The 15,114-nt window shown below is 65.6% G+C and carries 13 protein-coding genes; 4 read left to right on the forward strand and 9 right to left on the reverse strand.

The genetic code is table 11. The annotated features are described in order from the left end of the window. Positions 1 to 2: 2 nt before the first annotated feature. On the reverse strand, positions 3 to 1,688 hold the full coding sequence (gene argS / locus KVT32_RS24285; protein WP_217618944.1) for an arginine--tRNA ligase: 1,686 nt from the start codon (positions 1,686 to 1,688) through the stop codon (positions 3 to 5). A gap of 269 nt (positions 1,689 to 1,957) precedes the next feature. Between argS and KVT32_RS24290 the strand changes: the two genes are divergently transcribed. Continuing rightward, on the forward strand, positions 1,958 to 2,305 hold the full coding sequence (locus KVT32_RS24290) for a DUF1840 domain-containing protein (protein WP_056327740.1): 348 nt from the start codon (positions 1,958 to 1,960) through the stop codon (positions 2,303 to 2,305). An 81-nt stretch (positions 2,306 to 2,386) separates the two neighbouring features. Next, positions 2,387 to 2,704, forward strand: coding sequence for a hypothetical protein (locus KVT32_RS24295; RefSeq protein WP_175156340.1), 318 nt, complete (start codon positions 2,387 to 2,389; stop codon positions 2,702 to 2,704). A 71-nt stretch (positions 2,705 to 2,775) separates the two neighbouring features. Here KVT32_RS24295 and KVT32_RS24300 read toward each other — a convergent pair whose 3' ends face one another. From KVT32_RS24300 to KVT32_RS24325, 6 genes are all read right to left on the reverse strand, one after another. Further along, positions 2,776 to 3,576 carry a carbohydrate ABC transporter permease gene (locus tag KVT32_RS24300; protein ID WP_056327742.1) on the reverse strand — a complete coding sequence of 267 codons (801 nt, stop codon included), beginning with the start codon at positions 3,574 to 3,576 and terminating at the stop codon, positions 2,776 to 2,778. Further along, a complete protein-coding gene (locus KVT32_RS24305) occupies positions 3,573 to 4,448 on the reverse strand; it encodes a carbohydrate ABC transporter permease (RefSeq protein WP_062840145.1) in 876 nt (291 codons plus the stop codon). The genes KVT32_RS24300 and KVT32_RS24305 overlap by 4 nt, the downstream gene beginning before the upstream one ends. A 15-nt stretch (positions 4,449 to 4,463) precedes the next feature. Next, entirely contained in the window at positions 4,464 to 5,759 is a 1,296-nt protein-coding gene (locus KVT32_RS24310) for an ABC transporter substrate-binding protein (protein ID WP_128829723.1), read from the reverse strand. 33 nt (positions 5,760 to 5,792) lie between these two features. Next, a complete protein-coding gene (locus KVT32_RS24315; RefSeq protein WP_152383116.1) occupies positions 5,793 to 6,848 on the reverse strand; it encodes an ABC transporter ATP-binding protein in 1,056 nt (351 codons plus the stop codon). A 115-nt stretch (positions 6,849 to 6,963) separates the two neighbouring features. Beyond that, a complete protein-coding gene (locus KVT32_RS24320; protein ID WP_175236669.1) occupies positions 6,964 to 7,761 on the reverse strand; it encodes a phosphodiesterase in 798 nt (265 codons plus the stop codon). Positions 7,762 to 7,807: 46 nt separating this feature from the next. After that, complete coding sequence (locus KVT32_RS24325) at positions 7,808 to 8,821, reverse strand: LacI family DNA-binding transcriptional regulator (protein ID WP_056327747.1); 1,014 nt, start codon at positions 8,819 to 8,821, stop codon at positions 7,808 to 7,810. Between the two features lie 316 nt (positions 8,822 to 9,137). Between KVT32_RS24325 and KVT32_RS24330 the strand changes: the two genes are divergently transcribed. Beyond that, a complete protein-coding gene (locus KVT32_RS24330) occupies positions 9,138 to 10,466 on the forward strand; it encodes an amidase (RefSeq protein ID WP_217618945.1) in 1,329 nt (442 codons plus the stop codon). 196 nt (positions 10,467 to 10,662) lie between these two features. On the opposite strand, the gene leuA is transcribed toward KVT32_RS24330, so the two are convergent. Next, positions 10,663 to 12,372 (reverse strand): 2-isopropylmalate synthase, encoded by a 1,710-nt coding sequence (gene leuA / locus KVT32_RS24335; protein WP_062840150.1) that lies wholly within the window; start codon positions 12,370 to 12,372, stop codon positions 10,663 to 10,665. Between the two features lie 518 nt (positions 12,373 to 12,890). Then, a complete protein-coding gene (locus KVT32_RS24340; protein WP_217618946.1) occupies positions 12,891 to 13,553 on the reverse strand; it encodes a hypothetical protein in 663 nt (220 codons plus the stop codon). On the opposite strand from KVT32_RS24340, the gene rpoN reads away from it, so the two are divergent. Further along, the gene (gene rpoN, locus KVT32_RS24345; protein WP_056327751.1) at positions 13,552 to 14,997 is read left to right on the forward strand and encodes an RNA polymerase factor sigma-54; all 1,446 of its coding nucleotides are present in this window, start codon (positions 13,552 to 13,554) and stop codon (positions 14,995 to 14,997) included. The genes KVT32_RS24340 and rpoN overlap by 2 nt on opposite strands. The last annotated feature ends 117 nt before the right edge of the window (positions 14,998 to 15,114 follow it).

Here is a 15,114-nt window from a genome sequence, read left to right on the forward strand (position 1 = left end):
TGTTACATCCGCTCGGGCGCGGAAACGCCCAAGAGCGCCAGGCCGTTTGCCAGCACCTGGCGGGTGGTGGCGGCCAGGCGCAGGCGGGCCAGCTTCACGGCGGTGTCTTCGACCAACACGCGCTCGGCGTTGTACCAGGCGTGGAAGTCGGACGCGCAGTCGCGCAGCCAGAACGCAATGTGGTGCGGCGACAGGTCCTGGGCGGCCAGCGCCACCACCTGCGGGAATTCGGCCAGGCGCTGCATCAGCGCGAATTCGGTCGGCGCGGTCAGCAGCGCGGCGTCGGCCTGGGCCACGTCGGCGGCCGGCATGCCGGCGTTGTTGATGACCGAGCAGATGCGCGCGTGGGCGTACTGGATGTAATAGACCGGGTTCTCGTCGCTCTTGGACAGGGCCAGGTCCACGTCGAACACGAATTCCGTGTCGGCGCGGCGCTGGATCAGGAAGTAGCGCACCGCGTCGCGGCCCACCCAGTCGATCAGGTCGCGCATGGTCACGTAGCTGCCGGCGCGCTTGGAGATCTTGACCTCTTCGCCGCCGCGCATGACCTTGACCATCTTGTGCAGGACGTACGACGGGTAATCCTTCGGGATGCCTTCTTCCAGCGCCTGCAGGCCGGCGCGCACGCGGGCCACGGTGCCGTGGTGGTCGCTGCCCTGGATGTTCACGGCGCGGTGAAAGCCGCGCTCCCATTTGGCCTTGTGATAGGCCACGTCCGGGACGAAATAGGTGTAGCCGCCCTCGCTTTTACGCATGACGCGGTCTTTGTCGTCGCCCGTGCCCAGTTCGGTGGTGCGCAGCCACAGCGCGCCGCCTTCCTCGTAGGTGTGGCCGCCGGCAATCAGCGCCTTGACCGTCGCTTCGACGCGGCCGGACGTGTAGAGCGAGCTTTCGAGGTAGTAGTTGTCGAACGCCAGGCCGAACGCCTGCAGGTCCAGGTCCTGTTCGCGGCGCAGGTAGGCCACGGCGAAGGCGCGGATGTCGTCCAGGTTGTCGATGTTGCCCGTGGCGGTGACGGGCTCGCCGTCGGACGCCTGGATGGTCTTGCCGTCCTGGAAGTCGCGGGCGATATCGGCGATGTAGTCGCCCTTGTAGCCGTCTTCGGGCCAATCGGGGGAATCGGTGGTCAGGCCGCGGGCGCGGGCCTGCACGCTGATCGCCAGGTTCTGGATCTGGTTGCCGGCGTCGTTGTAGTAGAACTCGCGGGTGACGTCCCAGCCCACGGCGTCGTACAGGCGGCACAGCGCGTCGCCCAGCGCGGCCTGGCGGGCATGGCCCACGTGCAGCGGTCCGGTGGGGTTGGCCGACACAAATTCGACCAGGATCTTTTCGCCCAGGCGCGGGGCGCGACCGTAGGCCTCGCCCTGCTGGGCCACCGCGGCGATCACGGCTTGGCGCGCGGCCGGGGTGATGCGCAGGTTGATGAAGCCGGGACCGGCCACTTCGGCGCTCTCGACCAGTGCGGCGGCGTCGGGATTGGCCATCACGGCGTCGACGATGCCCTGGGCCAGTTCGCGGGGATTGCGGCGCGCGGGCTTGGCAAGCTGCATGGCCACGTTGGTGGCGACGTCGCCGTGGGCGGCAACCTTGGGGCGCTCCAGCAGCACGTTGGGCTGGGCGTCGGGCAGGCTTTGCGCGACGGCGGCCTGGATCAGGGAGATTAGCTGTTTCTGTTGCTCGAGGAGCATGGGCGTCTGGCGTGGTTCTGGGTGAGTGACGATGGCGGCACGGCGCTTGCGGCCTGCCGGCGATCCGCGTCGCGCCGACGGGCGCGGGGCACGGTGCCGTCCGGCGGGTGGCCGGCAAGCCGGCGCGCGCATGCCGGAATCAGGGCCGGCGCGGCGCCTGCTGTCACGGGAAACCCCTGAATCATAGTTGATTTGGGGGCGCCAGTTGGCATCATGGGGACGTTGCGGTAGTGTACGTAGCTAAGGTAATCATTGTGGGAGACCAGAATATGCTGATCACTTTTCACTCCAAGGTCGTGGCCGAAGTCCTGATGCTGACCGACCACGCCGGGCCCCTGCTGCAGGCGGCCGGCAAGTCCGTCGGCGACAAGATCCCCGAACGCGGCGTCTTCACCGTCGAGCAACTGGGACCGGCCATCAGCGGCATCGAACGCGCGATCGACGAGTACCAGCACGCCCACGAAGGCCAGGACGAGGAAGACGACGACAAGCCCGCCGTCGCTCCGATGGCGCGCATGGTGGGCCTGAAGGAACGCGCTTTTCCGCTGCTGGACATGATGCGCCAGTCGCAAGCCGCGGGCGCCGAAGTCACCTGGGAAGTGTCTCGGGGCTGGTAAGGATATGTCGCCGGACGGACAATCTGTCCGGCGTTTTTTGCCTACCCTGTTGGCCTGACGCCTTCTGACGGAGTTTTTCCCATGCGCAGCGACATCACCATCGTTTTCGACCCCCGCCGTTCGCTGGACCTGTCCGCGAACGTCGAGCCCTCCCCGCAACGCCAGGCCGATGCACGCGACTGGTTCGACAGCGCCTGGGAAACCCTGGGCTGCGAGCCGCTGCGCCCCAGCGGCAAAGTCCTGTTGCTGGACAAGGTGCTAGGTGTGGCCGACGCGCTGGGCTACGGCACGCTGTCCACCGACGAAAAGGAAGCCCGCGAATTTGCCGAGCACCTGGCGCTGGCGCTGGAGCGTCCGCGTATCACGGTGGACCTGCCGGGCCTGACTGTGGGGTACTGAAACGCCGCCCCATCCAACGAGAAACCCCGCCTGAGCGGGGTTTTTTTTGCGGCGCATCCGGCTGACGGTCCTTAGCGGATCCCCGCCCGCATGAACGACTGCACGAACTGGCGCTGGAACAGCAGGAACGCGATCAGCAGCGGCGCGGCCGACATCAGGGTCGCGGCGGTGATCACGGACCAGTCGATGCCCTGGTCCGTGGACGAGAACACCTGCAGGCCGACCGTCAGTGGCCGGGACTCGACCGAGTTGGTGATGATCAGCGGCCACAGGAAGTTGTTCCAGTGATGGCTGACCGACACCAGCCCGTAGGCCACATAGATCGGCTTGGCGAGCGGCACGTACACCTTCCAGAGCACCTGCAGCGGGTTCGCGCCTTCCATGCGCGCCGCTTCCTCGAGTTCGCGCGGCACCGTCTTGAAGGTCTGGCGCAACAGGAAGATGCCGAAGGCCGACGCGAAGTACGGCAGGCCGATGGCAAACACCGTGTCGCGCACGCCCAGGAGACTCATCGACCGGTAGTTCTCCACCAGCAGCACGTCCGGCATGATCATCAGCTGCAGCAGCACCAGCATGAAGACGAAGTCGCGGCCGCGGAACTCGAAGCGCGCAAACGCGTAGCCGGCCAGCGTCGACAGCACGAGCTGCGCGGCCAGCACCATCGTGACCAGCACGAACGTGTTCAGGAAGTAGCGCGGAAACGGCGCCGCATTCCAGGCCCGCACGAAGTTGTCCAGCGTCAGCGGCGCAAAGAGGTCAAAGCGCGTCGCGTAGGCGGGCGGATGGAAGGCCGCCCACATGGCGTACGCCAGCGGCAGGATCCACAACAGGCCCAGCGCCCAGGCGCCCAGGGTATCGAGCTTGTCTTTCATTGGTAGTGCGTCCTGCGGTCCAGCCAGCGGAACTTGATCAGCGCGGTCAGCGCCAGCACCACCAGCAACACGACGGTCAGGGTCGCGGCGTAGGCCGTGTCCCAGAAGCTGAATCCCACCTGGTAGATGTAGTACAGAAGCAGCGTGCTGGCGTTGTCGGGGCCGCCGCGCGTCATCACCACCACATGGTCGACCAGCCGGAACGCGTTGATCAGTGCGTTGATCAGCACGAAAAGCGTCGTCGGCATCAAGAGCGGCCACAGCACACGCCGGAAGTACTGCCAGCGCGATGCGCCTTCCAGCATGGCCGCTTCACGCAGCGACGGCGACACCGTCTGCAACGCCGCCAGATAGAAGATCATGAAAAAGCCGGATTCCTTCCACACGGTCACCAGCATCAGGGCGGGCAGCGCAGTCTCGCGGTTGCCCAGCCAGTTGGGACCGGGCGATCCGAACCAGCCCATCACCTGCGCGATCAGCCCGTATTGCGGCGTGTAGAAGAACAGCCAGATGTTGGCCACCGCCACCATGGGCAGCACCGTCGGCGTGAAATACGCCATGCGCAGAAAGCCGCGGCCGGTAAGGTTGCGGTTCACCCACAGTGCCATGATCAGCGCAATGCCGATCGAGGTGGGAATGGTGCCCAGCGCGAACCACAGGTTGTTCCACAGCGACTGCCAGAACACCGGATCGTCGCGCATGACGGCGTAGTTCTCCAGCCCGACGAAGCGGGCCGGGCGCGCACCCTTGGGCGTGGAGAAAAAGCTGTGCCATAGCGTCGCCACCGCCGGGTAATGCGTGAAGGCGGCGAGCAGCACGATGGCTGGCAGCAGAAGCAGCCAGCCATAAAGCGCATTCAAAGAGCGGCTCATCGTGCTTGGGGTCGGTTACTTGTAGGAACGCAGTATGCGATCGGACTCGCGCTGCGCGTCGGTCAGGGCCTGCTGAGGCGTCTTCGAACCCGTCAGCGCCGCCTGCAGGGCGTCGTTCAAGGTCTTGGTCACGCGCTGGTTCTCATGCGTGGAGAATTCGGCCACGCTGACTTCCAGCTGGTCGCGCGCGACCGTGGCGGCCGGCACTTCCTGCGCGTACTTCTTCATCTTCTCGGTTTCCCAGGCGGCCGGCGTCACGGCCACGTAGCCTGTGGCGATGCTCCAGTCGGCAGCGCGCTCGGGCGTGGTGGCCCACTGCGCGAACTTCAGCGCCGCTGCCTGCTGCTCCGGCGTGCCGCTCTTGAAGATGTAGAAGTTGCCGCCGCCCGTGGGGCTGCCGCCGCGCTTTTGCTGCGGCATCATCGCCACGCCAAACGGGAAGTCGGCGTTCTTGCGGATGTTGGTCAGGTTGCCGGTGGTGGTCCACACCATGGCCGCCTTCTTTTCCAGGAAGTCCTTGGGCGTGGTGCCCCAGTCGATCGTGCCGGTCGGCATGATCTTGTGCTTGGCCGACAGGTCGCGCCAGAACTGGGCCGCTTCGACCACGGCCGGCTTGTCCAGGTAGACCTCGTTGCCGGCTTCGTTCATCAGGATCGCGCCGTTGGGCGTGGTCAGCGCCTGGAACAGCCAGTACGCGAACGCGCCGCCCGACGGAATCTCGATGCCCCACTGCGTGGTGTTGCCCGAGGCGTCCTGCTTGGTCAGCTTCTTGCCGTATTCGACCAGCTCGGCCCAGGTCTTGGGCGGCTTTTCGGGATCCAGGCCGGCGGCCTTGAAGAGATCCTTGTTGTAGTACATGACGATCGTCGAACGCTGGAACGGCACGCCCCAGGTGTGGCCGCCGGTGCGGCTGTTCTGCATGAAGGCGTCATAGAAGCCGCCCAGCCACTTCTTGTCGGCGTCGGTCTTGGCCAGGCCGTCGATCGGGACGATGGCGTCCTCGTCGATCAGCGTGAACATGTCGGTGGACAGCAGCACCGCCAGTTGCGGCGGGGTGCCGCCCTTGAGCGCGGTCAGCGCCTTGGCGATGGAGTCCTGGTACGAACCGGCATAGATCGGCTTGATCTTGATGTTGGGGTTTTCCTTCTGGAAGTCCGTCACCATGTCATCAACGATTTTGGTGATCGGGCCGCCGACGGCAACCGGGTAGTAGAACTCGACCTCGACGGGCTTGTTCTGCGCCTGCACAGGCAGAGACAGGCAGGCGGCGGCCAGGCTGGCGGCCAGGGTCTTGAGTACGATGCGTCGCATGGTGTGTTTCCTTTCCTGTGTGGGCTATTCGTTCTAGTGCCCGTCGGTGTTGATGACCGCCGAATCGGCGGCAAAGAAATGCTGTTGCCCGTCCGGCCAGGACAGGCGCAGCGGCTCGCCGGCGCTGGCGCGCAGGTGGCCGCCGACCCGCACGGCCACGCCGCTCGTGTCGCCGATGCGGCACACCACGATGGAGTCCGCACCGAAGTACTCGACGCTTTCCACGGTGGCGGCGATGCCGTCGCCGTCGATGCGGATATGTTCCGGACGCACGCCAAGCTTCACGGCGCCGGCCGGGGCGTTTGCGATGACCGGGCCTTGCGTGCCGGCGATCACCGTGCCGCCTGCTTGCTGCGCCAGGTTGATCAGGTTCATGGGCGGCGTGCCGATGAAGCGCGCCGCGAACTCGCTGGCGGGCCGCGCATACAGGCCGTCGGGCGTGTCGTGCTGTTCGATCTGGCCGCCGCGCAGCAGCACCACCTGGTCGGCCATGCTCATGGCTTCGGTCTGGTCGTGCGTCACGTAGACCATGGTGATGCCCAGGCTCTGCTGCAGCGCGCGGATCTCGCGGCGCATTTCGTGGCGCAGCTGCGCATCCAGGTTGGAAAGGGGTTCGTCCATCAGGCAGACCGGCGCCTCGGAGATCACGGCGCGGCCCAGCGCCACGCGCTGCTGCTGCCCGCCCGACAATTGCGACGGCTTGCGGTCCAGGAGGTGGGTCAGGCCCAGCAGACTGGCCACGCGCTGCAGGCGCCGGTCGAAGTCCTTGGCGGGCTCCTTGCGCACCTTCAGGCCGAACAGGATGTTCTCGCGCACTGTCAGGTGCGGAAACAACGCGTACGACTGGAAAACCATGGAAATGCGCCGCTTGGCCGGCGGCAATTGCGTGACGTCGCGGTCGCCGATGCGGATGCTGCCCGATGTGGGCGTATCCAGGCCGGCGATCATGCGCAGCGTCGTTGACTTGCCGCAACCGGACGGACCGAGCAGGACGGTGAAGCTGCCGGCCGGAACCGTGAAGCTCACGCCTTGAATCGCCGCCGCGCCGGCATACTGTTTGGTGAGGTTATCCAGAACGATGGATGACATGCTGTCTCGTAGATCTAATTGTTAGATCCGCATTGTTGCCTGTTATGAAAACCTTTTCATTGTGCAGCGCAAACATGACGGATATGTGGCAATGCGTGTTTCCTGGTCCCGGACGTCAGCCGAAGGGATACGGCCCGGGGTAATCCCCCAGAACGGCGTGGTGCGTGACCAGATTGCCGCCCTGCCACCAATGCAGCTGGTAGCCGGGCGGTTCCATGATGTATTGCAGCGTGGGGCGCGGACCCAGCTCCAGCGCAAGCTGATGCGCCGTGCCCGGACAGGTCGAGGCGATGGTGCCGCCAAAGCGCTGGAAGATCGTGCGGTGCAGGTGGCCGCAAAGCACGCGCTCCACGTTGGGGTAGCGGGCAACGATGCGCTCCAGCTCGGGCGCGCCAGCCAGAAGGCCGATGTCGTCCATGTGCTCGATGCCGGTCAAGAACGGAGGGTGGTGCATCAGCACCAGCGTGGGCCGGCCGGGCTGTTCGGCCAGGCGTTCGGCCAGCCAGTCCAGGCGCGTCTGGCACAGTTCACCGTGGCTCTTCATCGGCACGACGGTGTCCAGCGCCAACAGGCGCAGCGGATAGGTCTCGACGGCGTACTGGACGAACGGTCCGCCGTCCTGCAGGTAGGCGTGGTCGGGAAACGCGGCGCGCAACTGCGCGCGATCGTCGTGATTGCCGGGCATCAGGAAATACGGAATCTCCAGCGCCTGCAGGTGTTCGCGCAGCGTCTGGTATTCGATGGGCTTGCCCAGGTCCGTCAGGTCGCCGGTGATCAGCACGCAGTCGGGCCGCGGCGTCAGGGCATTGAGGGCGCGAACCGCCGGCGCCAGGAACGCCTCGGGATCGATGACGCCGTAGGCCTTGTCTCCCGGGGTGCGCATGTGAAGGTCGGTGATCTGAGCGATGAGCATGGCGCGTGGAAATCTGGAAATGGTTGGATTGTTGAGCAGGCTGCGCCTAGCGGCGCACGGACGCCGCGGTGCCGCCCACGACGATGCAGTGCGGCAGACGGTTCGATTGCGGCGGCTGGCCATGAATCTGCGCCAGCAGGTTGGAGCAGGCCGTCTGCCCGATGCCGTCGCTGGGCTGCGCGACGGTGGTCAGCGGCGGCGTCAGCAGGGCGCCAAAGCGCATGCCGTCAAAGCCGCACACCGAGATGTCGGCCGGCACGGACAGCCCCAGCCCCACCAGATCGGCGATGACGGCGGTGGCCAGCAGGTCGTTGGAACAGAAAAGCGCCGTGGGCGCCTGCTTGCCGCGCAACGCGGCCTTCAGCGCGTCCACGTCGCTGCCCGTGTGCGAACTCATGGAGATATGCTGGATCGCGTCCAGGCCCAGCTTCTTAGCGCTGGCGCGAGCGCCCATCAGGCGGCGGCGGGCGCGGTCCGATGCCGTCAGCGGGCCGGTCACCAGCGCGATGCGCTTGTGCCCCATCGCCGCCAGATGCGCGACCATGTCGCTTGCCGCGGCGCGATTGTCGACGGAGGCAAAGGGGTGGTCGTTCGATTCGTTGTAGACCAGCACATAGGGAATGCCGCTGCGGTCCAGATCGTCCAGGGTGGCGCTTTTGCCCACGTCGGCCACGGTCAGGATGAGGCCATCGACCTGATGGTCGATCAGTCCCTGCACCGCGGCCGATTCCACGGCGGGGTCATAGCCGGTGGCGGTCAGCATGACGCTGTAGCCCGATTCGCGAGCGCGCCGCTCCGCGCCTTCAAAGCACTCCGCGAACACGGGATTGGACAGCGTGGGCAGGATCAGCCCGATGGTGCGGGTGCTGCCCGAACGCAGGCTGCGGCCGACGCGGTTGGGACGGAAGCCCGCGCGCTTGGCGATGTTGCGGATGTGCGCCAGCGTGTCGGGATGCACGATCTCGGGCTGGTTGAACGCGCGCGACACCGTCGCCGGCGAGACGCCTGCCTTGCGAGCCACTTCGATGATGGAAAAGCGGGGCGACGGGCGCGTGGCCATGAATGAATCGCTGCAAGTTTGCTGAAAACGATTTCATCTTACTTGAGGAATATGACCTTTGTATTGCACGGGTTTGCGCTATGCTGGTGCGAACGCAACAACACAAAGCCACGGCGCGGCGCGTGTTTTCGCGGAAAACCCGGCGTTTTCGGTGTTTTTCCCAATTGACGCGAAGCGCACAATGGCAGGGTCGGTGTGTGCGGGCATGGCGCTTGCTTGAGTGGGCGGTGGGCATGTCCGGCATACCCTCGGTCAAGGGGACCGGGTGCGAAGGATCATCCGCGCTTGTCGCGGCACCGGCAAAGAGGAAAGAATCATGTCTATTGCCTTGAACAGACTGGGCGCGGTCCAAGCCGCGCACAAGCTGCAACGGCGCGAATTGACCGCAGTGCAATTGGTGCGCGCCTGCTTTGCGCGAATCGAACAGCGCGAAAGCACCGTCCATGCCTGGACGGCCTTGCAAAAACAGGCTGCGCTCGAGCAGGCCGAAGCGCTGGACAAAGGCGCGTTGCGCGGCCCGCTGCACGGCCTGCCCATCGGCGTGAAAGACCTGTTCGACACCGCCGATCTGCCCACCCGCTACGGCTCCCCCATTTACGACCGGCACTGTCCCGGCCTGGACGCCGCCTCGGTGGCGCTGTGCCGCGGCGCCGGCGCCCTCGTCATCGGCAAGACCGTCACCACCGAATTCGCGACCTACCAGGCCGGTCCCACGCGCAATCCGCGCAACGAGGCCTACACGCCCGGCGGCTCGTCCAGCGGCTCGGCGGCTGCCGTGGCGGACGACATGGTGCCCTTCGCGCTGGGGTCGCAGACGGCCGGTTCCATCATCCGGCCGGCCTCCTACTGTGGCGTCGTCGGCTTCAAGCCCACCTTTGGCCGGATCCCCCGCGCGGGCGTGAAGAGCCTGGCCGAATCGCTGGACACCCTGGGCGGCTTTGCGCGGTCCGTGGAAGACGTGGCGCTGTTCTCGTCGGTCCTGATGCGCGATCCCCGCGTGCTGGACCTGTCCTATCACGACGCGCCGCGCGTGGGCATGTACCGCAGCTTGCAGTGGCGCCACGCGCAGCCCGAAACCAAGGAGGCGTTCGCGCAGGCCGCGGCGATCCTGTCCCGCGCGGGCGCCAAGGTCGAGGAAGTGCCGCTGCCGCCGGAGCATTGCGTGCTGGTGCAACTGCATTCGGACATCATGGCGTTCGAGGCCTCGCAGGCGCTTGCCTATGAACGGCTGGAGCATGCCGCGCAGCTGAGTTCCAAACTGCAGGCGATCCTGGAGTCCGGCGCGCAGATCAGCGCCGAACAGCACATCAAGAACCTGGCGCGCGCAGCCGAATCGCGTGCGCGGGTCGATACGTGGTTCCAACAGTACGACGTGCTGCTTGCGCCCAGCGCCAGCGGCGAGGCGCCCTTCGCCGACCTCGGCACGGGTGATCCGCAGTTCTCGCGCGCGTGGACGCTGTTTGGCCTGCCTTGCCTGAACCTGCCGTTTGCCACCGGCCCGCAGGGTCTGCCGGTGGGATTGCAACTGGTCGGCGCGCGTCATGAAGACCATCGCCTGCTTGCCATCGGCGCGTGGATCCACGCGCGCCTGCTGGCCGCCACGGCGCCGGACATCGGCGCGTCGGACATGTGGCCGCGCGGCTGAATGCTGCGGAGGGGTGTCTGACACCCTGGCGAAATCGTCGTCATGCCAAGCCGGCCTACCAAGGGTGTCAGACACCTTGCCACGCCGTGCTTCACCTTGCCCTTCAGAGACGAATCACACGCAATGAAAAAGCCCGCCGGATAAGGCGGGCTTCATTTTGTGCCCCGTTGTCGGGGGCTTCAGGCCTGGTCGTGGATCACACGGCTTCGGCGGTTTCCTGTTCGGCGGTGACGGCGCCCGAATTGATGTGGCGATTCACGGCGCTCAGCACGGCCTGGAACGACGCCGTCACGATGTCGCGGTCGATGCCCACGCCAAAGCCCGTGGCGGATTCGCCGACGCGCAGTTCGACGTAGGACGCGGCGCGCGTGCCGGTGCCGGTGCCGATGGCGTGCTCGTGGTAGTCCATGATGCGAACCGGCACGTCCAGCGCGGCCACGAAGGCGGAAATCGCGCCGTCGCCCTTGCCGCGCACCACACGGCGCTCGCCGTTGAATTCAAGTTCGGCTTCGATGCTGAAGTGCTGGCCTTCGCCGGCCGACGGATCGCCGTCGATGCGATGGCGGATCAGCTTCCACGGCGCCTTTTGTTCAAGGTATTCGCGGTTGAAGATCGTGTGCACGTCGTCGGCGGTGACTTCGCGGCCGGTCTCGTCCGTGACGCGCTGGATGGCGCGGCTGAATTCGATCTGCAGGCGGCGCGGCAACACCAGGCCGTGTTCCTGCTCAAGCAGGTACGACACGCCGCCCTTGCCCGACTGGCTGTTCACGCGGATCACGGCGTCGTAGCTGCGGCCGAGGTCGGCGGGGTCGATCGGCAAGTAAGGCACTTCCCAGACTGCGTCCGGCTTCTGCAATGCAAAGCCCTTCTTGATGGCGTCCTGGTGCGAGCCCGAGAATGCGGTAAAGACGAGGTCGCCCGCGTACGGATGGCGCGGATGGACGGGCAACTGGTTGCAGTATTCGGCGCAGCGGCGCACTTCGTCGATGTCCGAGAAGTCCAGGCCGGGATGCACGCCTTGCGTGTAGAGGTTCAGGGCCAGCGTGACGAGGTCGACGTTGCCGGTGCGCTCGCCGCTGCCAAAGAGACAACCCTCGATGCGGTCGGCGCCAGCCATCACCGCGAATTCGGCGGCGGCAACAGCGGTGCCACGGTCATTGTGCGGGTGGACGCTGAGCACGATGCTGTCGCGACGGGCCAGGTTCTTGTGCATCCACTCGATCTGGTCGGCGTACAGGTTGGGCGTGGTGGCTTCGATCGTGGCGGGCAGGTTCAGCACCATCTTGGCGTCGGGCGTGGGCTGCCAGACGTCGGCCACGGCGTTGGACACTTCCAGCGCGAATTCGGGTTCGGTCGTGCTGAAGACCTCGGGCGAGTATTCGTAGCCCCACTTCGTTTCGGGGCGTTGCGATGTGTACTGCTTGATGAGGCGCGTGCCGGTCGTGGCGATGTTCTTGATCTCGTCCTTGGACATGTTGAACACCACCTTGCGGAAGGCGGGCGCGCAGGCGTTGTACATGTGGACGATGGCCTGCTTGGCGCCGGCGGCGGCTTCCACGGTGCGGCTGATCAGGTCTTCGCGCGACTGGGTCAGCACGATGATGGTCACGTCGTCGGGAATGCGTTTTTCGTCGATGAGCTTGCGCACGAAATCGAAGTCGGTCTGCGACGCGGACGGAAAGCCCACTTCGATTTCCTTGAAGCCGATCTTCACGAGCTGCTCGAAGAAGCGGACCTTGCGTTCCACGCTCATCGGCTCGATCAACGCCTGGTTGCCGTCGCGCAGGTCCGTGCTCATCCAGATCGGCGCCTTGGTGATGCGGCGGCTGGGCCAGGTGCGTTCGGAAAAATCGCGGGCAAAGGGCGCGAAGGGGACGTATTTGGTGGCGGGGTTGGCAAGCATCATCACTACACCTCGATCGGTTTCTTGTGAATCCCGGCGCGCTTGGCGCTCGTCGGCATCGCGACCGGATGACGGTCTTGTGCCAGGGTTTGCCGTGATGGACGGCAGGATTCAGAGATAAAATGGGAAAATCGCGTGTGGCAAGCGTGGCTGCCGAGCTACCACGGGGACACTAGGCCCGGCAACCGATCGGTAGCAATAGCGATAGCGCGATGAAGGAGGTACGAGCGCGCAGGCCGGCGACCGGAGCGGCGGAGCGTCCGGTGGCAATCGCGAAGGGGGTGCGGTGAGCGGCCATAGGGTGCTAGTCAAACACACTTTTTCGGGAAGCGCAAACGGAAAAAGCGAGGGACGGATCGCGTTGCTGGCGTTTGCGCGGGATCGATGGCAGCGCGATAAGGGCGCTTGAGCCGGGAGCTTGCGGCTATTTTATCGGTCGATCGCGAACGTTGGCGGGGATTGGCGGCGCAAACAGCAAGGCCGCCTTGCGGCGGCCTTGAGTCGGATCTGGATAAGTGAAATTAACGGGCTGGGCCGATGCGGGGTTCGACGAAACGATCGCCACGCGGTTCGCGCGGACCGTCAACCCGGGGATCAATGCGTCGGTCGTCACTGCGGCGGCCGTCATCCCGAGGATCCCGGGTCGGCCGGTTGGCGCCGCCTTCAAGAATCCGGGCCTGCTCGGCCACCATGTCGATCTTGCCGACGCGGTTGTGGCGCAGCTCGTACAGCGAGCGGCGCAGGTCGCCGACGGTGAAGGGTTCCTGGCGGTCGCCCCACGTCCAGCGCAGCACGCCCAGCGATTCCTCGGACAGGTTCGGCGCCAGTTCGGCCAGCGTATCCGTGCCGACGGGGGTTGCGGCGCCGGAAGCCAGGCTGGCGTAGAACCACGCGCGCACCGAGAAGAAGACGATCAGCGTCCAGATGCCGGCAACCACCCACCATAGATAGGGGTTGATTCGCTGCGCCATGTCCATGGTCGGCTGGCCCAGCGTGTGCAGAAAGTCATAGTTCATGCGCTTGCCGAAATCCAGTATCCACGTGGCAACGAGATACCAGACAACCAGGGCGACGGCGATGACGATCGCGCGCAGAACGAGTCGGGGAAGCGCCAGTTTGAGCAGGGTCTGACCGATCAATCGGCAGTCCTGGCGAACGCTTGCGGGCGAAGTCAGATTCATCATGCAAAATATTGTACCTATGACCCGTCCAATTTTAGAACTGCGGCCTGGCCAGCACCTGACGCTGACCCCACAACTGCAACAATCGATCCGATTGTTGCAGTTGTCCACGCTCGACCTTGAAGCGGAAATCTCGCAAGTGCTGGCCGAGAATCCCCTGCTGGATCGCGAGGACGAGCCGGCGACGGCGGAGGATCGCGCCGAATCCGAGCGCGAATCTTCGGTTCAGGACGACGAACCGGCGGCCGAGCGCGAGACCGCCATCGACGAGATGCCTGGCTCGGGCGGGGTGTATCCCGACGACGACGCCAGCCTGCCCGAGGCGGCGCGGCCGGACACGCTGCGCGAACATCTGCTGGGTCAGCTTGCCCTGACGCGCGCCGCGCCGCGCGATGCCGCGCTGGCGTCCCTGTTGATCGACGAACTGGACGAAAACGGCTACCTGGGTTCGCCGCTGGACGAAATCCTGGGTTGGCTCCCTGCCGAAATGGAGCCCGACATGGACGAGCTGCGCGCCGCCCTGTCGCTTCTGCAATCGTTCGACCCGGTGGGCATCGGCGCGCGCGACATGGCTGAATGCCTGCAACTGCAACTGCGCAATCCCGATCTCACCTTGCTGCCGGAGGCGGCTGACCCCGTCGTGCTGGCCTGTGCGCGCCGGATCTGCGCCGAGCACCTGCCGCTGTTGGCAACCGGCAACGCCGCGCGCCTGTGTGCGGCCGTCGGCTGCGACGAGACCACGTTCCGCGCGGCGCATTCGCTGATCTTGCGCCTGGAACCCCGGCCGGGTCGGGCCTGGACCGTGCCGGCGGCCGAGTACGCAGTGCCGGACGTCATCGTCCGCAAGACGCGGCGCGGCTGGCAGGCCACGCTGAATAGCGCCGCGGTGCCGCGGCTGCAGATCAATGGGCTGTACGCCCAGATGCTGGGCAACCAGAAGGAATCCGCCCACGCCGGCCTGCAGGCCCAGCTGCAGCAGGCCAAATGGATGATCCGCAACGTGGAGCAGCGCTTTGACACGATCCTGCGCGTGTCGCAGGCCATCGTCGAGCGTCAGACGGCTTTCTTCAGCCAGGGGCCGGCGGCGATGCGTCCGCTCATCCTGAAGGACATCGCCGGCGAGCTGGGTTTGCATGAATCGACCATTTCCCGGGCCACAACACAGAAGTACATGCTCACTCCATTCGGCACGCTGGAGCTCAAGCGCTTCTTTGGAACGGGCGTGTCGACAGAAGGCGGCGACGCCACGTCGGCCACTGCCGTGCAGACCTACATCCGCCAAATGGTGGCCGACGAGAATCGCGCCAAGCCGTTGTCGGATAGCCAGATCATGCAAAAACTGGCCGATCAGGGGATAGTGATTGCGCGCCGGACGGTGGCAAAGTACCGCGAAGCGCTGCGGATTGCCCCCGCCGCGCTGCGCAAGGCGCAGGCCTCCGCGCGCTGAAATAAGGGACGCGCTTCGGCAAATTCGTCCCTGTTTTCAACGGCTTGCGTGACAGGCCGGTTGCAAATTTATTTGCGCAAAGGGCTTGTCAGGGCATCAATATTTTTCGATAATCAT

The organism is Achromobacter sp. GbtcB20 (assembly GCF_019091095.1).
Taxonomy (GTDB): domain Bacteria; phylum Pseudomonadota; class Gammaproteobacteria; order Burkholderiales; family Burkholderiaceae_B; genus Achromobacter; species Achromobacter mucicolens.